General features: G+C 71.4%; 17 protein-coding genes. 4 read left to right on the top strand and 13 right to left on the bottom strand.

What is annotated here, in order from left to right:
* Nucleotides 1-47 precede the first annotated feature (47 nt).
* From ACYQ77_RS02440 to ACYQ77_RS02430, 3 genes are read right to left on the bottom strand one after another with little or no spacing between them, the layout of a single operon-like run.
* The gene (locus tag ACYQ77_RS02440) at nucleotides 48-494 is read right to left on the bottom strand and encodes a hypothetical protein (protein ID WP_459706937.1); all 447 of its coding nucleotides are present in this window, start codon (nucleotides 492-494) and stop codon (nucleotides 48-50) included.
* Nucleotides 491-1861, bottom strand: coding sequence for an ATP-binding protein (locus ACYQ77_RS02435; protein WP_459706935.1), 1371 nt, complete (start codon nucleotides 1859-1861; stop codon nucleotides 491-493). The genes ACYQ77_RS02440 and ACYQ77_RS02435 overlap by 4 nt, the downstream gene beginning before the upstream one ends.
* Complete coding sequence (locus tag ACYQ77_RS02430) at nucleotides 1858-2529, bottom strand: response regulator (protein ID WP_459706933.1); 672 nt, start codon at nucleotides 2527-2529, stop codon at nucleotides 1858-1860. Before ACYQ77_RS02430 ends, ACYQ77_RS02435 begins: the two co-directional genes overlap by 4 nt.
* Nucleotides 2530-2641: 112 nt before the next feature.
* On the opposite strand from ACYQ77_RS02430, the gene ACYQ77_RS02425 reads away from it, so the two are divergent.
* A complete protein-coding gene (locus ACYQ77_RS02425; RefSeq protein ID WP_459706931.1) occupies nucleotides 2642-3193 on the top strand; it encodes a M15 family metallopeptidase domain-containing protein in 552 nt (183 codons plus the stop codon).
* Here ACYQ77_RS02425 and ACYQ77_RS02420 read toward each other — a convergent pair.
* The 5 genes from ACYQ77_RS02420 to ACYQ77_RS02400 all read right to left on the bottom strand — a co-directional run bounded on the left by ACYQ77_RS02420 (nucleotide 3144) and on the right by ACYQ77_RS02400 (nucleotide 7457).
* Nucleotides 3144-3776 carry a nucleoside/nucleotide kinase family protein gene (locus ACYQ77_RS02420; RefSeq protein ID WP_459706929.1) on the bottom strand — a complete coding sequence of 211 codons (633 nt, stop codon included), beginning with the start codon at nucleotides 3774-3776 and terminating at the stop codon, nucleotides 3144-3146. The two genes, ACYQ77_RS02425 and ACYQ77_RS02420, sit on opposite strands and share 50 nt — an antisense overlap.
* Nucleotides 3749-4588, bottom strand: coding sequence for a PfkB family carbohydrate kinase (locus ACYQ77_RS02415; protein WP_459706927.1), 840 nt, complete (start codon nucleotides 4586-4588; stop codon nucleotides 3749-3751). The genes ACYQ77_RS02420 and ACYQ77_RS02415 overlap by 28 nt, the downstream gene beginning before the upstream one ends.
* 103 nt (nucleotides 4589-4691) lie before the next feature.
* On the bottom strand, nucleotides 4692-5498 hold the full coding sequence (locus tag ACYQ77_RS02410; protein ID WP_459706925.1) for an ATP-binding cassette domain-containing protein: 807 nt from the start codon (nucleotides 5496-5498) through the stop codon (nucleotides 4692-4694).
* Nucleotides 5495-6463, bottom strand: coding sequence for an ABC transporter permease (locus ACYQ77_RS02405; protein WP_459706923.1), 969 nt, complete (start codon nucleotides 6461-6463; stop codon nucleotides 5495-5497). Before ACYQ77_RS02405 ends, ACYQ77_RS02410 begins: the two co-directional genes overlap by 4 nt.
* 4 nt (nucleotides 6464-6467) lie before the next feature.
* Complete coding sequence (locus tag ACYQ77_RS02400; RefSeq protein ID WP_459706922.1) at nucleotides 6468-7457, bottom strand: substrate-binding domain-containing protein; 990 nt, start codon at nucleotides 7455-7457, stop codon at nucleotides 6468-6470.
* Between the two features lie 115 nt (nucleotides 7458-7572).
* On the opposite strand from ACYQ77_RS02400, the gene ACYQ77_RS02395 reads away from it, so the two are divergent.
* Nucleotides 7573-8568, top strand: a complete 996-nt coding sequence (locus ACYQ77_RS02395) for a LacI family DNA-binding transcriptional regulator (protein WP_459708114.1) — start codon at nucleotides 7573-7575, stop codon at nucleotides 8566-8568.
* A 768-nt stretch (nucleotides 8569-9336) separates the two neighbouring features.
* On the opposite strand, the gene ACYQ77_RS02390 is transcribed toward ACYQ77_RS02395, so the two are convergent.
* On the bottom strand, nucleotides 9337-10788 hold the full coding sequence (locus tag ACYQ77_RS02390) for a DNA-3-methyladenine glycosylase 2 family protein (protein ID WP_459706920.1): 1452 nt from the start codon (nucleotides 10786-10788) through the stop codon (nucleotides 9337-9339).
* 89 nt (nucleotides 10789-10877) lie between these two features.
* A complete protein-coding gene (locus ACYQ77_RS02385) occupies nucleotides 10878-14096 on the bottom strand; it encodes a S8 family serine peptidase (RefSeq protein WP_459706918.1) in 3219 nt (1072 codons plus the stop codon).
* Nucleotides 14097-14310: 214 nt separating this feature from the next.
* Between ACYQ77_RS02385 and ychF the strand changes: the two genes are divergently transcribed.
* Nucleotides 14311-15393: a redox-regulated ATPase YchF gene (ychF, locus tag ACYQ77_RS02380; protein ID WP_459706916.1), complete on the top strand. Its 1083-nt coding sequence runs from the start codon at nucleotides 14311-14313 to the stop codon at nucleotides 15391-15393.
* Here the strand turns inward: ychF and ACYQ77_RS02375 are convergent.
* From ACYQ77_RS02375 to ACYQ77_RS02365, 3 genes are read right to left on the bottom strand one after another with little or no spacing between them, the layout of a single operon-like run.
* A complete protein-coding gene (locus ACYQ77_RS02375; protein WP_459706915.1) occupies nucleotides 15383-16552 on the bottom strand; it encodes a hypothetical protein in 1170 nt (389 codons plus the stop codon). The genes ychF and ACYQ77_RS02375 overlap by 11 nt on opposite strands.
* 15 nt (nucleotides 16553-16567) lie before the next feature.
* Nucleotides 16568-16786 carry a hypothetical protein gene (locus ACYQ77_RS02370; protein ID WP_459706913.1) on the bottom strand — a complete coding sequence of 73 codons (219 nt, stop codon included), beginning with the start codon at nucleotides 16784-16786 and terminating at the stop codon, nucleotides 16568-16570.
* Nucleotides 16787-16842: 56 nt separating this feature from the next.
* Complete coding sequence (locus ACYQ77_RS02365) at nucleotides 16843-17538, bottom strand: NIPSNAP family protein (RefSeq protein WP_459706911.1); 696 nt, start codon at nucleotides 17536-17538, stop codon at nucleotides 16843-16845.
* A 70-nt stretch (nucleotides 17539-17608) separates the two neighbouring features.
* Between ACYQ77_RS02365 and ACYQ77_RS02360 the strand changes: the two genes are divergently transcribed.
* Nucleotides 17609-19246 carry an alkaline phosphatase D family protein gene (locus tag ACYQ77_RS02360; protein ID WP_459706909.1) on the top strand — a complete coding sequence of 546 codons (1638 nt, stop codon included), beginning with the start codon at nucleotides 17609-17611 and terminating at the stop codon, nucleotides 19244-19246.
* The last annotated feature ends 19 nt before the right edge of the window (nucleotides 19247-19265 follow it).

Here is a 19265-nt window from a genome sequence, read left to right as displayed (position 1 = left end):
CGACGGCCAGGACCGGCGGCGGCGTGCTCGGTGCTCCGTGGCCGGCGTCAAGCCTCGAACGGGCACCGTTTCGGGGGCAGCGTTTCCTCCGGGTCGGACAGGATGACCTGGGCCGTCGCGATCCGGCCTGGCGGTACCGCCGTGCAGACCAGCTGGGACTGTGCCAGTGGGGACAGGTACTTCAGCAGGGACGAGATGCGGACCGTGATGCCGTTTTCGCCGACGGCCACGGTGATCGGGGACGCGTACGGCGGGATCTCCGTGGTCAGGCCCTCCGCCAGTTCCTCGGGCGTCGGGCCTTTCGCCAGCAACTCCAACGGGTTCTCCTGCACGGGCGGGCGGAGCACCCGGGTCAGGGTGGCGCCTGCCAGGAAGTACAGCACCGTCCGCTCCGTCACCTCCTCCGTGGGCGCCGGGCCGCCTTCGATCGCGACGCTCGGGCGGACACCGCAGGCGGTGAGTGCCAGCAACAGCAGTAGCAGCAACCGTTTCATCGTGTCCCGCCCCTCGGCAGTGTCAGGGTGAAGACCGCGCCGCCGGCGTTGGCCGCGGTCAGGGTGCCGCCGTGCAGGTGGGCGTTCTCCCTCGCGATGGCCAGCCCCAGGCCGCTGCCCGGCGACCTGGTCCGCGCGGTGTCCGCCTTGTAGAAGCGGTCGAACACGTGCGGCAGCACCGCGGGAGGCAGGCCGGGGCCCTCGTCGGTGACCTGGATTGTCAGCCACTGGTCGTCCGCGGTCAGGGTGACGCGCACCGGCTCCGCGCCGTGCGTCAGGGCGTTGCCCACCAGGTTCGCCACGATGACGTCGAGCCGCCGCACGTCGAGGCGGGCCGTGACGCCGTCGGGGAGCGTCGTCTCCACCCGGGTGAGCCAGCCGCGGGTGTCGAGCGTCGACGTGATCGCCGCGGCCACGTCGACCTCGTCCAGCACCAGGGTCGCGCGGCCCGAGTCGAACCTCGTGATCTCGATCAGGTCGTTCACCAGCCTGGTCAGGTTCTTCGTCTCCTGGCTGACCAGCCGCGCCGCCTGCGCCGCGTCGGGCGGCAAGGTCTCCGCCTCCTCGTCGAGCACGTCCGTGACCGCGGTCATCGCCGCCAGCGGGGTGCGCAGCTCGTGGGACACGTCCGCGACGAAGCGGCGGGCCTCCGACTCCATCCGCCGCAGCTCGCCGACGTGGTGCTGCAGCGCCTGAGCGGTGTGGTTGAACGTGGCGGACACGCCGGCCAGCTCGTCCGTGCCGCGGACCGTGGTCCGCGCGGTGAGGTCACCCGCGCCCAGCCGCCACGCGGCGCGCCGCAGCTCACGCACCGGGCCGAGCACGCCCTCGGCGGCCAGCAACGCCAGGAGCACCGCCGCGCCCAGGGCGCCGAGGCTGACGAGCCATGCACGGGCCGCCATGCCGTCGATGCTCGCCTGTTCCGGGGCGAGGCTCTTCAGCGAGTACACCGTCAGCTCCGTGCCGCCGATCCTGGTGCCGATGACCAGCATCGGCCCGGCCCCCAGCTCGGTGCGCTGCCACGACACGCGCCCGCCGTCGACCGCTCTGCGCAGCCCGGGCGGCACCCACTGCGGCCGCAGGTCACCGACCCACCGGTCGCCGTACTCGACGGCGGCAGTGTCGGTCCGGTTCGACAAGGCACCGGCGAGCGACCTGAGCTGCACGTCCGTCGGCGGCAGGGTGCGCAACGGCAGCTGCGCCTGCAGGGCGGACAGCATCGACGACACCGCCGCGTCCTGCGACCGCTGGAGGATCTCGTTCCTGGCCTGCACGTACATGGCGCCGGCCACGCCGGCGGCGGTCAGCACCACCAGCGTCAGGAACGCGACGAACAGCCGCGCCCGCAGGCCCCACCAGCGCCTCACAGCGGGCCGAACCGGTACCCGAAACCGCGGACGGTCTGCACGTACCTCGGGTGCGCCGGGTCGTCCTCGATCTTGGCGCGCAGCCGCTGCACGCACGCGTCGACCAGCCGCGAGTCGCCGAGGAAACCGTGGTCCCACACCGATTCGAGCAGCTGCTGCCTGCTCAGCACCCGTCCCGGCGACGACGACAGCTCCAGCAGCAACCGCAGCTCGGTCGGCGCCAGGCGCACCGGCTCGCCCGCCTTGGTGACCACGAGCGCCGACCGGTCGACGGCGAGGTCGCCGTGCTGGTCGACGTCCGCCGCCTGGCTCGCGCCGGCACGCCGCAGCACCGCGCGGATCCGCGCCTCCAGCACGCGGGGCTGCACGGGCTTGACCACGTAGTCGTCCGCGCCCGCCTCCAGGCCCGCCACCACGTCCATGTCGTCGCTGCGGGCGGTCAGCATGATGATCGGCAGCTCGCCGGCGGCCCGGATGCGCCTGCACACCTCGAAGCCGTCCATGCCGGGCAGCATCAGGTCCAGCACGACCACGTCCGCGGTGGACAGCAGCGGCAGACCCGACTCGCCGGTCGCCGCGGCGCGCACGGTGTGGCCCTGCCTGGTCAACGCGAGCGTCAGGCCGTCACGCACGGCCGCGTCGTCCTCGATCAACAGCACCCGGGGCATGACCTCCACGATCGCAGCGCCCGGCGTGGCGCGCCTCCCCGGGGGCGAACTGTTACACGTTCATCGAATTCCCGTCGCGGCGCGCCGACGTGCGGTCGCCACCGTGGTCGGCATGAGACGAGACGCCCTGTTCGCCCGGCTCACGATGGTGCTCGCCCGCCTGCTGCTGCCGTTCGCGTGCCTGCGGCACGGGCGGCGGGGACGGCACGCCGCCGCCCAGTGGGCACTCGGGCTCCGCTTCCCGCGCGAGGACCTGCGCGGTCTCGTGCCCGCCGCCCACGCCGCGTTCACCGCCGCGCGCACCGAGGCGCTGTGGCGGGACCGTCAGCTCATCGGCCTCACGTCCGGCCACCGGAACGCCGCCGAGCAGTGGCGGATGTTCGTCGCGGAGGTCGCGAGCACCGGGTCCGAGGCGGCCGCGCGGCGGCGGGTGCTGCCGCCGGAGGAGTCCCCGCACGTCGTCGGCATCGCGATGGACGTGCGGCCGGTCGAGGGCGCGCGGTGGCTCGAGGCGCACGGGTGGCGGTTCGGGCTGTACCGCCGCTACGACAACGAGTGGTGGCACTTCGAGTACTGGCCCGCGGGGCCGCCGCCCCGGCTGCCGCACCCTGGGGTCATTCGACCGCGTTCAGGACCAGGTCGGCGGACCGCCGCGTGGCGTTGATCAGCACGGCGTTGCGTTCGTCGGAGCCCAGCGTGCGCTCGCGGGCCTGCTCCAGGGTGCGGCCGAACGCCCGGTGGCGGGCGATCAGCCGGTCGCGCCGCAGCGTCTCGTCCGGGGACAGGAACCACGTCTCCGTCAGCAGTGCGCGGACCTCGTGCCACGGCGCCTGGTCCAGCAGCAGGTAGTTGCCCTCGGTGACGACGTACCGGTGCTCCGGGCGGACCGGCACCGCGCCCGCGATCGGTTCCTCGATCTCCCGGCGGAACTCCGGCGCGTACACGGTCTCACCGGTCCGGTCGCGGATCCGGCGCAGCAGGTGCACGTATCCGGCCGCGTCGAACGTGTCCGGGGCGCCCTTCCGCTCGGTCCTGCCCAGTCGTTCCAGCTCGACCTGTGCCAGGTGGTAGCCGTCCATGCCGACCAGCACGGCCTCCGCGCCCAGCGCCGCGACGAGGCGTTCCGCCAGCGTCGACTTGCCCGCGCCCGGCGCGCCGCAGATGCCGACCATGACGCGGCCCGGCAGCTCGCGCACCCGCGCGACCAGGTCGGCGAGCCTCACCACTTCGACATCGGTGTCACCCATGCGCGCGCTCCCTCGTGCCCGATCCGTACCGCGGCCGCGCGGTTCGCGTATTCCACCAGCCCGGGCACGTCCTCGGCGCCCGGCACGCGGCCGAGCCGGGCCACCGCCAGCGCGCACGCGCCGTGCCACACGTCACCCGCGCCCGCCGTGTCGCGGGCGGCGACCGGCGCCACCGGCACCTCGCCGCGCACGCCGTCCGCCTGCCACGTCACCGGGTCCGGGCCGTGCGTGCGGATCACCACCGGGTTGTCCAGCGGCACCTCGGCGGTGAACGCGGCCGAGCACGCGCACACGTCCACGTACGGGAGCAGCTCGGTCAGCACCGGTTTCCAGCTGCCCGCGTCCAGCACCACCGGGATGCCGCGCTCCCGTGCGGCGCGGGCGGCGGCCAGCGCCAGCGCGGGGTGGTGGCCGTCGAGCAGCAGGGCGTCCGCGTCCGTCAGGTCCGTGACCGGTGGCGCGGACACGCCCGCCGCGTTGTGCGACACGACGGTGCGTTCGCCGTCGCGTGCGCGCACCGACACCGCGCTCACCGCGGGCGGTGCTGTCCGGTCGGGTAGCGCGTCGGTCAGCTCCACACCGCAGGCCGACAGGTCGTCGGCCGCGAGGCGGGCCAGCGGGTGCGCGCCGAGCACGGTGGTGAGGCGGGCCCGGCCGCCGAGTGCGGCGATGGCGACCGCCGCGTTCGCCGCCGGGCCGCCCGCCGCGACCTCGACGGACTCCGACTGCACCTTGTCGCCGGGGGCGGGCAGCTCGGGCACGCGTTGCACCAGGTCGACCGTGCACAGGCCGACCGCGACGACGAGGGTCACGTGGCCGCTCCCGCTCCGCGGGGCGGCCTCCGGCCCCCGGTCACCATTCTTCCAGGCGGTACCGACACTTGTGGGCGCTCGGGGCGGGGCCTGTGGACAAGTGTCACGAGCGGCCGAGCCCGGTCGTGAGGCCGACCTCCTCGATCGTGCCGTCGTCGCCCATGCGGAGCGCGCCGGTGAGCAGGCCGACGACCGCGTTCATGGAGTGCGTCTTCGGCGACACCACCGCGACCCGCCTGCCGAGCCGGTGCACGTGGACGCGGTCGGCGATCTCGAAGACGTGCGGCATGTTGTGGCTGATCAGCACGACCGGCAGCCCGCGTTCGCGGATGCGGTCGATCAGCTCCAGCACCTTCGCCGACTCCTGGACACCGAGCGCGGCCGTCGGCTCGTCCATGATGACCACGCGGGAGCCGAACGCCGCCGCGCGTGCCACCGCGACCGCCTGGCGTTGCCCGCCCGACAACGTTTCCACCAGCTGCGTCATGGACTTCACGTCGATGCCCAGCTCGTCGAGCACGCGGCGCGCGTCGCGGCGCATGCCCTTCGCGTCCAGGCGGCGGCACACCGTCCCGAGTGGACCGCGGCGACGGCGTTCCCTGCCGAGGAACAGGTTCGAGGCGATGTCGAGCGCGGGCGCGAGCGCGAGGTCCTGGTAGACGGTCTCGATGCCGTAGCGGCGGGCGTCGAGCGGGCCGTGGAACCGCACCGGCTGCCCCTCGACGAGGATCTGCCCGGCGTCCGGGATCACCGCGCCGGACAACGCCTTGATCAGCGTCGACTTGCCCGCGCCGTTGTCGCCGACGACGGCCAGCACCTCGCCGGCCTCGAGCTCGAAGTCGGCGCCGTCCATGGCGGTCACGCGGCCGTACCGCTTGACCAGGCCGTGCGCCTCCAGCACGGGTGTCATCGTTGCCTCCCCCGCGAGAACCGGTCGACGGCGACGGCGGCGATCACCAGCGCGCCGGTCGCGACGTCCTGGTACAGGTTGTCGATCCCGGCCTGGGTCAGCCCGGACCGCAGCACCGCCACGATCAGCGCGCCGATGAGCGTCCCGATCACGCTGCCGCGCCCGCCGAACAGGCTGGTGCCGCCGATGACGACCGCGGTGATCGAGTCGAGGTTGCCGAGCTGGAACGCGTTCGGGTCGGCGTTCGGCACGCGGCCGAGCGCCTGCCACGCCGCGAGCCCGTAGCAGAGCCCGGCGACCAGGTACACCGACAGCACCGTGCGGCGGACGTGGATGCCGGACAGCCGCGCGGCCTCCGGATCGTTGCCGACGGCGTAGACGTGCTTGCCCCACGCGGTTTTCGTCAGCGCGTACCAGAGGCCGACGAACATGGCGAGCATGACCGCCATGCCGTAGGTGACCTCGATCTGCCCGAACAGGTACTGCGTGGTGCCGAGCCACCCGAGCGTGGGGTCGGTGACCGGGAAGCTCTGGCCCTGCGCATACAGCCTGCTGGCGGCGGTGACGATCGTCAGCAGGCCGAGCGTCACGATGAACGGCGGCAGCCGCAGCCCCGTGACGAGCCCGCCGGTGACCGCGCCGATCCCCGCCGCCGCGAGGATGCCGATGACCAGCGCGATCGGGGCGTCGGTGCCGTTGATCGTCAGCTTCGCGATCAACAGCGTGGCGAGCACCGCGATCGCCGCGTTGGCGAGGTCGATGCCCGCGGTGAGTATGACGAGTGTCTGGCCGAGCGCCAGCGTGCCGATCACCAGCGACTGCTGGACGACGAGCGACAGGTTGTCGACGTCGAGGAACGTGTCGGTGGTCAGCCCGAACACGGCCACGGCGACCACGAGCGCGATCGCCGGGCCGATGGCCGGGGTGCGGAGGACCAGCTCCGAGGGGGAAACGCGGGTGGTCATCGGGTCAGCCCCAGCAGTTCTCGAGACCCCACGCGGTGTCCTTGCTGTCGATGCCCGCGAGCGGCTTGTCGGTGATGACGGCGGTCTCGGTCTCCACGAACCCGGTCGGCTTCTTGCCCGACTCGGCGAACTCGACCGCGAACCGGACGCCCTGCTCCGCCATCTTCTTGGGGAACTGCATGACGGTGACGGCGATCTCACCGTTCTTGACGGCGTTGACACCGTCGCACGAGCCGTCGATCGACCCGATGATCACCTTGTCTGCCAGGCCTTTCGCCTTCAGCGCGCTGTAGGCGCCGCGGGCGGCGGGCTCGTTGAGCGTGTAGATGGAGTTGACGCTCCCGGCGACGCGCTGCAGCAGGTTCTCGGTCGCCTGCTGTGCCTTGTTCTGCTCGCCGTTGGTGGCCTCGGTGCCGAGGTTCTCCGGCTGCGCGGCCTCGACGAACCCGGCGTGCCGCTGCTCGGAGACCGTCGAGCCGGGTGTGCCGTCGAGCAGGATCGACCGTGCCGGCTGCCCGTTCAGCGCGGCCTTCACGTACTGGCCCTGGAGACGGCCCGCGTTCGTGTTGTCGGTGGCGATCGTGGCGTCGACGGCGTCCTGCGGGTCAGTCTCGGTGTCAAGCGCGATGACGAGGACACCGCGGTCGCGGGCCTTCTTGATGGCACCGAGGATGCCGGTGGAGTTGTTGGGGGTCACCAGGATCGTCTTCGCGCCCTGCTGGACCAGGTTCTCGATGGCGGCGACCTGACCGTCGTTGTCGCCGTCGAACTTGCCAGCGAGCGCGACGAGTTCGGCGCCGTGCTTGTCGGCCTCGGCCTTCGCCGCGTCCCGCAGCGCGACGAAGTACGGGTTGCTGTCGGTCTTCGTGACCAGGCCGATCTTGGTCTTCCCGTCCCCTGTGGACTCGTCAGAGCCGGACTTGGTGCTGGTGCAACCGACCGCGAGCGCGGCGACGGTGAGTGCGGCGAGGAGAGCAGGACCTCGGCGTCCCATGACTACCTCCGTGGCAGGGCTGGTTTGCGGCGAAGTTATGGCGGTCAGTACCGTGACGCAACCGTTTGCGCAAACGCTTGCACCTTCCTCGATCAAGGAGCTCTCCGTGGTCACGATGAAGGACGTCGCCGAACTGGCCGGCGTCTCGATCACCACCGTGTCGCACGTGGTCAACTCCACCAGGTCCGTCGCGCCCGAGACGAAGGCGCGGGTCCTGGCCGCCGTCGAGCAGACCGGGTACACCGGAGACGCTATCGCGCGCTCTCTCGTCACCGGCGGCACCCGCACCCTCGGCGTGGCGATTTCCCTGGTCGCCAACCCGTATTTCGCGGAACTACTGCGTTCCATGGAGCACGAGATCACCCGATCCGGTTACACGCTGGTGCTCGCGGACACGCACGACGAGCCGTCGGCGGAACAGTCGGCGGTGCGGACGTTGCGGTCGCGGCGGGTCGACGGGCTGATCCTGACGCCGTCGCCACGCGCGTCCGGGACGGTGCTGCCGGAGCTGAAGTCGCTGGGCATCCCGATCGTCCTCGTGGACCGGTTGACGACCGCGCAGGACGTGGACCAGGTCGGGCCGGAGAACATCTACGCGACGTCCGGGCTCGTGCAGCACCTGGCGGAGGTCGGGCACCGGCGGATCGCGATGATCAGCGGCACGGAGGGCTTGGCGACGACGACCGAGCGGGTGCTGGGGTACCGGCTCGGGCTGGGGCGGGCGAAGCTGACGTGGGACGAGTCGCTGGTGATGCCGGGTTCGTCGGCGGCCGAGCCGGCGGCGGCCGCCCTCGCGAAGCTGCTGGAGCTGCCGTCGCCGCCGACCGCCGTGGTCGCGGGGAACAACATGATGCTGACCGGGGTGCTGCACGAGTGCAGGCGGCGCGGCGTGCGGGTGGGGCGGGACCTCGCGGTGGTCGGGTACGACGAGGTCGAGTGGGCTGATCTCGTGGACCCGCCGGTGACCACGGTGGCGCAACCGATCGCGGAGATGGGGCGGACCGCGGTGCGGATGCTGCTGGACCGGATCGCCGACCCGTCGCGGAAACCGCAGACAGCACGGCTGGCGACGACGTTCATGCACCGCAACTCGTGCGGCTGCGGGTTGTAGCGGCGGCCTCCGGCCCCCGGTTCCATTGTCCCACCGGGCACCGACATCGGGCGTCGAGTTGTCCACAGGTGCCCCGGTTGTCCACAGTTCGCGGCGGCGGGCTGGAATTGTCGGTGGTCACCGGTAGACTGGCATGGCGGGTGGCCCCCGGGATCGGGTGGGGGTTGCCATCGCGCGCGCGAGCGGTGTGAGCCGACCCCGGGATGCAGACCCGGTATGTGGATGCAGACCCGGTATGTGGATGCAGACCCGGTATGTGGATGCAGACCCGGTATGTGGATGCAGACCCGGTATGTGGATGCAGACCCGGTATGCCGGGCGCTGCGCGCCCGGCCCCGCGAAGCGGGGCGAAGCCCCATCACCCCGTGAGGGGTGCCTGCCATCCCGTCGACCTGGCGAAGCCCGATCACGCCGGGTCAAGGGGCCCGGAAGCATGAAGCAACCCCGTGCCCAAGCCTCCCGGGCCCCTTGACGCGGTGTGATAGCCCTCCGGGAGGTCGACGGGATGGCAGGCACCCCTCACGGACACCAGTCCTTGCCAACCCAACCCCGTGCAAGACCCCCGCCATCCCGGAGACCAGCCCGTCCGGCGAGGACCCCCCGGAGGGAAACCCCACGCAAGGCAAGACCCATCCGACTTTGACGGAACCCTGCCCGGATCGGGGGGTCAGGATCCGGGCACGTCGCCGCCAACACGGCGGCGAGTGCGCCTACCCGGCCGACGTGCTCGACCCGTCCGAACGTCCACGAGATCGCCGTCACGCGCTCCTAGGCGGCCGACCACAGGTGCATGCCGGCGTAGCTGCGCCACGGGCGCCACGCACCGGCATGCGCAGCCAGTCCCTCCGGAGTGGACGGGAGACCAAGATTCGCCGCGCCCTTGCGCAACGCGACGTCGCCGGTCAGGAGCACGTCCGGGGCGCCCAGCACACGCATCAGCACGTACCCCGCCGTCCACGGGCCGACACCCGAGAACGCCTGCAGCGCCTGCGAAAGCTCCTCGTGGTCCGCGCCGACGTGCACGTCCAGGTCGCCGGCCGCGAGTGCCGCGTTCACCGTCAGGATGGTGTCGATGCGCCGCCGCGGGCCGCGCAGCACCTCCGCGCCCCGTGCCGCGATCGCCGCCGGGGTGGGGAACAGCATGGTCAGTTCACCGTCCGGGGTGGACAGTGGCTCGCCCAGCGCGGCGGTGAGCGTGGCGAGGGCCGTGCGGGCGGCGGACACCGTGATCTGCTGGCCGATCAACGCCCTCGTCACGATCTCCGCGCCGTCCACCGCGCCGGGCAGGCGCAGGCCGGGGTTCTTGCGCACCAACGCTTCCAGCGCCGGGTCGGCGCCCAGCACCTCGTTCACCGCGCCGGGGTCGGCGTCCAGGTCCAGCAGGCGCCGCAGGCGGGTCACCGCGCTGCCGAGGTCACGCATGTCGGTCAGGGAGAGCGTGCAGTCGATGTGGCCGTGCGCCGGGGTCAGCCACGCGGTGCCGGTGCCGTGCGCGAGGCGCATCGTGCGGCCGTACGAACCGTCCACGATGGACTCGACGCCGGGGATCGCCCGTGCCGCCAGGAAGTCCAGCAGGCTGTCGTGGTCGAACGGCTCGCGGTACGGCAGGCGCAGCGTCACCTTCCCGGGCGCGGTCGGGGTGGCACGGCGTTTCGCGGCCGCGCGCAGGCCCGTCGGGGTGGTGGCGAAGACGGCGCGGATGGTGTCGTTGAACTGGCGGACGCTCGCGAAACCCGCCGCGAACGCGATGTCCGCGAGCGGCAACGTCGTCGTCTCGATCAGCAGGCGCGCCGAGTGCGCGCGGTGCGCCCTGGCCAGCGCCAGCGGGCCCGCGCCGAGTTCCGCCGTCAGCACCCGCGTCAGGTGGCGGTCCGAGTAGCCGAGGCGCTTCGCGAGGCCGGGGACGCCCTCACGTTCGACCACGCCGTCGGTGATCAGGCGCATCGCGCGGCCGGCCAGGTCGGCGCGCAGGTTCCACTCCGGGGAGCCCGGCACCGAGTCGGGCAGGCAGCGGCGGCACGCGCGGAAACCGGCCTGCTGGGCGGCCGCGGCGGTGGAGAAGAACATCACGTTGGAGCGTTTCGGCATGGCGGCCGGGCAGGACGGGCGGCAGTAGATGCCCGTCGTCCGCACGGCCAGGATGAACTGGCCGTCGAAGCGGATGTCCCGCGACGCCGACGCCCGGTAGCCCTGGTCCTCGTCAATCAGCACGTCACCCATGCTGCCAGCGGCGGCCGCGCAAGACTCGCGGTATTCGGACACGACAGCGGCCGGGCCCCGGTGGGACCCGGCCGCTGTCGGGGTACTGCCTACGAGACCGACTGGACGATCACGTCACCGGTGCCGACCAGCGCGTTCGCGTCGGTGCGGACCTCGACGCCACCGAGCAGGACACGGCCGGCGGCCGGGACGACCTTCGGCGTCACCGTGCCGGTCACGGTCCACTCGGCGCCACCCGGGCGCTCCGCGTTCGCGTCGGCGACGGTGATCGAACCGAACGCGGCGCCGCTGAACACGTCGAGGTAGTCGAACTCCGTGGTGCCCGAGGGCACCGCGAAGCCGTCCACCAGCGCGATCCACACGCCCGCGGCCGGGTTGTTCACCGTGACCGCCTCCTCCGAGTCGCTGTCCGCGCTCTGCGCGGTCAGGACACAGCTGCCACTGGTGCAGTTGTAGAGGAACAGGTCGAGGTCGGCCATCAGGTCACTCGTCTTGCCGATCTTGACCCGCAGCTGCGACGAACCGGCCGTCACCGGGATCTGGAACTGCGCGGACGCGCCGTCCGCGATCGACGGGCGGGCCACCTTCGCGCTGCCCAGGTTGGTGCCGACGGCCCGGCCGTTGAACGGGCCGAACGCGTTCTTCAGCGTGTACTGGCGGTCGAGCGGCTGGTTGAGCGTCGCCGAGGCGATCGTGTCCGGGTTCGGGGACACGGTCGCGCCCAGCACCGACACGGTCAGCGTGTACGGCGCCTTCACGGCGTCCGACGTGCGCCGGGCCTCGACCACGATCTCCCACACACCCGGCGTCGGGTTCGTCGCCGTGCGGCTCGTCGGGCTCTGGCCGCCGTTGCAGGCGTTGCCCGGCGGGACCGGCGGGTTGTAGCAGTTCGTGGTCTGCGTGTTGCTCTCGACGGTCAGACCGTACGGGTGGTACCGCAGGAACCGGACCTGGCCGGCGCCCGGCGTGGTGCCGCCGCCCTGCAGGTCGACCTTCAGCGCCGGCGTGCCGGCCGGGACGCGCACGAAGTAGCTGTCGAAGTCGTTGCGCGCGACCTCGCCACCGTGCTTGACCTGGTAGCCGTTGTCCGCCGTGAAGTCCTCGGCCGCGATGACGACGTTCATCGTCTGGTACTCGATGCCCGTGGTCATCGGGCTGTCCAGGTTCAGCACCGCCGAGTGGATGCCCGACGACCTCGGGTTCACGGTCACCCGGAACTTCACCGCCGAGTTCAGCGGCAAGGTGATCGTCGGCGCCGAGGAGAACGTGCCGTCGTTGCCGACCCAGTCGACCTGGTAGGTCAGCGGGCCCGCCCTGCCGGACGTGCGCTTGAACGTGTACTCGCGGACGAACCGGTCACCGGCCTTGACGCCCTCGCGGTCGTGGATGCCGAGGCCCGTGTCCGGGGTGCTCAGGAAGTCCGACAGCACGGTGTTGATCTGGACCGACGACGTGATGTCCGTGGTCTGGATGTCCGCCTTCAGCAGACCCCAGGCCTTCGCCACGTTGATCAGGCCGTTGCCCTGCTCGTAGGCCTGGTAGTTCTTCAGGTACCGGGCGCTGGACTTCATCGCGGTCCGGATCTGCTCCGGGTCGTGCGAGACGTTCCGCTGCACGGCCGCGCTGACCAGCAGCGCCGCGGCGCCCGCGGCCTGCGGGGACGCCATCGAGGTGCCCTGCAGCATGCCGTAGCCCGGGGGCAGCGCGTAGGTGCCGCCGACGGGGGCGCCGTTCTGCCAGGTCGGGATCGTGGAGATGGCCGAGCCCGGCGCCACGATGTCCGGCTTGAAGCCGCCCGCCTCGGTCGGACCGCGGCCGGAGAACGGGTGGAGGTTCTCCTCCTGGATCGTGTCCGAGCCGTAGTTGCGCTGCCACGACGCCTTCGTGATGTACGAGCCGACGCTCATCACCTTGCTCGCCAGCGACGGGCGGCTCACCGTGTTGGAGGCCGGGCCGTCGTTGCCCGCGGAGATGAAGATCTGGACGCCGTACTCGTCGATCAGGCGGTTGTAGAGGATCTCGGTGTCGGACTCGCCGTCGTTGATCGGGTCGAGGCCGCCGACCGACATGTTGATCACGTCGACGCCGTTCTTGGCGGCGTAGACCATGCCCTCTTCCATGGCGTGGCGGGTGCAGCCGGTGACGAACAGGCAGACCCGGACCGACACGAGCTTCGCGCCGGGGGCCGCGCCGTTCATGGTGCCGCCGAACAGCTTGTTCGCCGCCACGATGCCCGCGACGTGCGAGCCGTGGGCGCCGGACACGATGCCGATGTTGACGGCCTGGTTCGCCGAGTCGGTCTGCACGACGAACGGCATGGACTCGCGGACCGGCGTGGCCGGGTTGTCCGTGCCGAACTCGTCGGAGTCCTGCTTGACCTTGTAGTCGGTCATGGCCTTCTCGTCGGAGAAGTCCTTGTCCTGGTCGGTGTCGACCCAGACGGTGTTCGTGGCGGTGTCCCACAGCACGCCGAACGTGCCGATGCTGCCCGCCGGGTTGCCGTCGCGGTTGACGTCGTTGCCGACCTCGCCGCCCAGGCGCGAGTCCCGCTCGTTGAACAGTCCGTACCGGAACGTGGACGGCTGCCCCGGAGCGGGGTTGCGCATGTCGATCCACGTCGGGTCGTTGTCGTTGTTGACACCGTTCGTGAACGACGGGTCGGTCGCGGTGACCCAGTCGACGATCTTGCGCTCACCGGTGCTGGTGGTCGCCAGCGACGGGTGGCCGATGTCGACACCGGAGTCGATGATGCCGACGGTCACGCCGCGGCCGTCGAACTTCGGGTTGTTCTGGACGAACTGCGCGGCGCCGGTGTCACCGGTCGGCATGTACGGGTTGACCGCCGGGGTGCTCGCGCCGGGCGCGGGCTGCGGGTCGGGGTCGTCGATGCCGAGCGGGCGCGGCTCGCCGAAGCCGTACTCGCGGTCGAGGTCGAGCGCGATGACGGCGGACAGCTTCGCGAACTTCGCGACGTCCTTCGTGGGCACCTCGGCGCGGACGTAGCCGAGCTCGTCCGCGCGGTACTTGATCTTCGCGCCGGCCGCCTTCAGCTGGTCGACGCTCGCCTGCTCCTGGCCGGCCTTCGCGAGGACCAGGATGTCGACCGTCTTCTCACCCGCCTCGAGCGCGTCGGCGATCAGTGCCTGGTCCTGCTTCCCGAGGAGGTCGGCCCCCGCGCCGGGCGCCTGCGGTGCCGCCGGTGGGGCGGCGGTGGCGGTCGACGGCAGGGCGGCTGTCAGCGAGATGCCGACGACCGCCGCCGTGAACGCCGCGCCGAGGCCTCGCCGGCGCGATTCACGTTGGGTCATCCCAAAGTCCTTCATTCTGGTGATGGGGTTTTACCTGATCGAGCCACAGGTGCTCACGGAGTGTTGTTGAGCAGATCCGAACTGACTAGCAGCCAAACGGGGTAATCCTTCTAACGAGCCAATACTTCAACAGTTATGTCGCTGAGCGTGGCGAAAGCGCTACCGACCGGTCTGCGCGATTCACCCGATGTCCGACGCCGTAGAGTGGGAGCCCGTGAGTTTGACCCTCGGGATCGTCGGACTGCCCAACGTCGGCAAGTCCACCCTGTTCAACGCCCTGACCAGCAACGACGTGCTCGCGGCCAACTACCCGTTCGCGACCATCGAGCCGAACGTCGGGGTGGTGCCGCTGCCGGAGCCACGGCTCGACGTGCTGGCGAAGATGTTCGACAGCGCGCGCGTGGTGCCCGCCACAGTGTCCTTCGTGGACATCGCGGGCCTGGTGCGCGGCGCGTCGGAGGGACAGGGGCGCGGCAACCAGTTCCTGGCGAACATCCGCGAGGCGGACGCCATCTGCCAGGTCATCCGCGTCTTCGACGACCCGAACGTGGTCCACGTGGACGGCAAGGTCGACCCGGCCTCCGACATCGAAACGATCAACACAGAGCTCATTCTGGCCGATCTCCAGACGGTGGAGAAGGCGTTGCCCCGGCTGGAGAAGGAGGCCCGCACCCGCAAGGAGGCGCGGCCCGCCCTGGAGAACGCGCAGAAGGCCAGGGAGATCCTGGACAGCGGCCGCACGCTGTTCTCCGCGCAGTCCGAAGTGGATGGCGCACTGCTGCGCGAGCTGTCGCTGATGACCGCGAAGCCGTTCCTGTACGTGTTCAACGCCGACGAGGCGGTGCTGTCGTCGCCGGAGCGCCGCAAGGAGCTGGCCGAGGCGGTCGCGCCGGCCGAGGCGGTGTTCCTCGACGCGAAGGTCGAGGCGGAGCTGCTCGAGCTGGACGACGAGGAGTCCGTGCGGGAGCTGCTCGAGTCCATCGGGCAGGAGGAGCCGGGGCTGCACTCGCTCGCGCGGGCCGGGTTCTCGACGCTGGGGCTGCAGACGTACCTCACGGCCGGGCCGAAGGAGGCGCGCGCGTGGACCATCCACAAGGGATGGACCGCGCCGCAGGCCGCCGGTGTCATTCACTCGGACTTCGAACGCGGCTTCATCAAGGCGGAGGTCGTGTCCTACGACGACCTCGTCGAGGCCGGGTCCATGGCCGCCGCCAAGGCCGCCGGCAAGGTCCGCATGGAGGGCAAGGACTACGTCATGGCCGACGGCGACGTCGTGGAGTTCCGCTTCAACGTCTGACGTCGCGCTGCTGCGCCAGCCACGTGTGGTTGACGATCGCGGCGCTGACCGCCGCGCGGAATTCCTTGCCGTCCGGGCCGCGGAACAAATCCCGCCGGTGGTACGGCGATTCCTCGCGGTAGGGGCCGCTGTCGTGAATCCGCCTGGCGAGGTCCGAAAGGTAGTCGTGGCCGCCCGCGCGGTACGCCGCCACCTCGGACTCGTCGAGGCGGATCAGCACGGAATCGTCGATCACCGCGCTGTAGCTGTACCTGGCGTCGAGGTACAGGGTGCCCTGCTGCTCGACGAGGAACCACGCCCCCGGCTCGTGGTCGACGTAGTGCATGGCGTCGCGCTCCGCCGCGATCCTGGCCGCGTCGCCCCACTGCTCGACGGGCGGGATCGCCTCGAGCGGGCGCTGCCGCGCGTCGTTCATGGCGTGGTAGCCGAAGGTCGGGGCGGCGTCGCGGTACAGCGTGACGCAGATGATCCGCCTGCACGTGGTGCACGTGAGCTGGCTTTCGACCCGCGCCATCAGCCCCGAGGCGTGGAGTGGCCGCAGGTCGGCGAGCCTGACCCAGTGGGTGTCCTCGGTGAGGACACCGGCCGTGCGCGCCGCGGCGAGCGCGGCGGTGGTGGCGGCCACGTCGACCCCACCGTCCTGGCCGCGGACCAGCAGGTCAGCGCAGGCGGGGCAGTCGTCGTCCTCGGGACGGCACGCCAGACCGGGCTTGTCCGCGGTGACGGTGATGCCGACGAGGTTCCCCGCCGCCTTCCAGCCGCGGTTGTCCCTGAAGACGGCACGCGCGTACCCGCCGTCGAGCGTGAAGTACGGCGTGCCCAGCCCCGCGAAGTGGGGCGAACCCCCGATGGCCTGCGCGAGGTCGTCGAGGGTCGCGTCGTTGCCGGTGCCCGGGAGCCACTCCGCCAGGTCGAGCCCGCGCGGCGCGAGGTGCAGCAGCACCGCCACGACGGCGTCGTCGTGCAGGATGATCTCCCCGCCCGAGGCGAACAGCAGCCGCCGGGAGCGGCGCGCGGGCGCACCGACGAGCCGTTCCCTGGCCTCGGCCGGGTCACCGCCGAACGCGTCGGCCAGCGCGCGTACGGCCGGATCCTCTTCGGACCGGCCGAGCGCGCCGAGGATCACCGGCAGCCGGGTGCTCGTTCGCCATCGCGTCACCCGGCGATTATGCGGTCAGCCGGCCACGCGGCTGCCGTTGCCGGCCTTCATCGCGACGATCGCCGCGGCCCGGACGGCCTCGTGGAGCTGCCACACCGACTGGGCCGGGAGGTAGAAGCCCTCGCCCGGGGGTGGGACCACCGCGACGCGGCCGTCGGACACCGTCACCACGAGTGTCCGTTCGCGGTCGAGAGCGTCGACCACCGGCACTTCCCACGTATCCTGCGCACCCATGGCGCGACCTCCTGTCAAGCTGACTGACCGGAGGGTCGTCCGATGAGTGTTCCCCGTTACCGGATAAGGGAACGGGATGTGGGCGACAGCTGGAGCTGCTCCGGCGGCCTGCTCAGCTGCTTGGTCAGCACCGGCAGCGTGTCGTGGGTCCAGCGGGTGTCCCCGCCGAGCTGCCGCACGTGTTCCACCAGCTCGTCCCGCCCCGCGAACGAGCCGACCCACGCCACGACGTTCGCGTCCTCGCGGACGGGGAGAGCGGGGAAGTTGTTCTCGGCGCGCAGTGTGCGCAGGACCGCCAGTGGCTCGGCGCCTGCGCCGGCCAGCAGGGGCCGCACCGTCGAGGTGAAGAAGTCGACGAAGGCGTCCTCGCCGCCCTCCGGCAGGTGGTAGATGGTGACCGTGACCAGCGTGGTGTCACCGCCACGGGTGTAGCCCGTCAGGTCGAAGTCGGTCACCGGCCGCAGCAGCAGCACGTCGTCCGAGTCGATCATCGTGTCGTTGGCCTTGTCGCGGTGCGCCGCCCACACCGGACCGCCGTAGAAGTCCGCGAGCGCCCTGCCCCTGGTGGGCATGTCGGCGAAGCCGCGCAGCCAGACGAACCGGTCCTCGTCGTCGAGGTCCCGGAACTGGCCGAGGACCTGGGCGCCCACCGCGTCCTGGGTCTCCACGAACTCGCGGTCGAACAGGTCGATCAGGTCCTCGCGCCTGCCGGGGTGAAGGGTGTACTGCCGGAGCTCGAGAACATCGGTCATCGCCGCTCCCTCTCGCGGTGGATCACCTGGGTGGGTGTCACCTTATTGGTGCGCCATGTTTGATGTCAGGGTGCCCAGACTGCTGCTCGGTCCATTGCTGCGACACGTCGACACCCGCTCCGCCACGCTGTGGGTGGAGACGGACACGCCCTGCACCGTCACCATCGGGGCGGCGTCGGCCCACACGTTCACCGTCTCCGGCCACCACTACGCGCTGGTCGTGGTCACCGACCTCGAACCGGGCACCGCGACGCCCTACGAGGTGGCGCTCGACGGCGAGACCGTGTGGCCGCCCGCCGACTCGGCCTTCCCGCCCAGCCGGATCCGCACCTATCCGGAAGGCGGCGACCCGGCCTTCCTCATGCTGTTCGGCTCCTGCCGGCTCCCGGAGACCGACGACCCCGCCGAGCAGCGCCGGATGGGCACCGACGCGCTCGCCGCCTACGCCCACCGCATGCTCACCGAGGACGAGATCGACTGGCCGGACTCGCTGATGCTGCTCGGCGACCAGGTCTACGCCGACGAGACCACCAAGGGCACCCGGGCGTGGATCGCGCAGCGGCGGTCGCTCAAGGAGCCGCCGGGCGTCGAGGTCCGCGACTTCGAGGAGTACACCCGGCTGTACCTCGAGGCGTGGACCGCGCCGCTGACCCGCTGGCTGATGTCGACCGTGCCCACGTCGATGATCTTCGACGACCACGACGTGCGCGACGACTGGAACACCTCCCAGACCTGGCGGGACGAGAAGGAGCGGACGTCGTGGTGGCCGCGCCGCGAACGGGAGGCGCTCGCCACCTACTGGATCTACCAGCAGCTCGGCAACCTCAGCCCGGCCGACCTCGAGACCGACGACCTGTACAAGGCGGTCCTCGAGAAGGGCAGGGACGGCGACGCGGCCGACCTGCTCGACGAGTTCGCCGAGAAGGCCCGCCAGGAGGTCAACGGCGCCAAGGGCACCCGCTGGAGCTACCGGCGCGACTTCGGCAACGTGCGGCTGCTCGTGGTGGACACCCGGTCCGGCCGCATCCTGTCCGGCGGCGCCCGGTCGATGGTCAGCGACCAGGAGTTCGAGTGGATCGAGGAGAACGCCACCGGCGAGTTCGACCACCTGCTCATCGGGTCGTCGCTGCCGTGGCTGATGCCGCACGGGATCAGCCACCTCCAGTCGATGAACGAGGTCGCGTGCCGCCGACCGGGGTGGCGCGGACGGGTCGCGGAGAAGCTGCGGCAGGTCGCCGACCTTGAGCACTGGCCGTCGTTCCGCGCGTCGTCCGACCGGCTGGCGCGGCTCATCCAGCGCATCGCCGACACCGAGACGTCCACGGTGTGCGTGCTCTCCGGCGACGTCCACCACGTGTACGCGGCGAAGGTGCGGTTCCCCCGGCCGACGAAGGCCGCGGTGTGGCAGCTCGTGTGCTCGCCCGTGCACAACCGCGCGCCCGCGTTGATGCGGCCGCTGTTCCGGATCGGCTGGTGGCGCCCGGTCGCGGCGGTGCTGAAGTGGTGGATGCTGCGGTCGCCGCACATCGAGCCGCTGCCCGTCGAGTGGGACAAGGTCGCCGGGCCGTACTTCGGCAACGCGATCGCGACCCTGCGCGCGAACGGGCGGGAGGCCGAGATGGTCGTGGAGCTGGCGGAGGGTGGTCGCGAGGCACCGAAGTTGAGGCCGCTGGTCCAGCTGCCGCTGACCCGCGGGAATCCCGGGTAATCGTTTGCATGGATAATCA

The sequence above is a fragment of the Actinophytocola sp. KF-1 genome, assembly GCF_054661535.1.
Note: the sequence above shows the minus strand (reverse complement) of the source record. Positions and strands in the feature narration are given on the sequence as shown.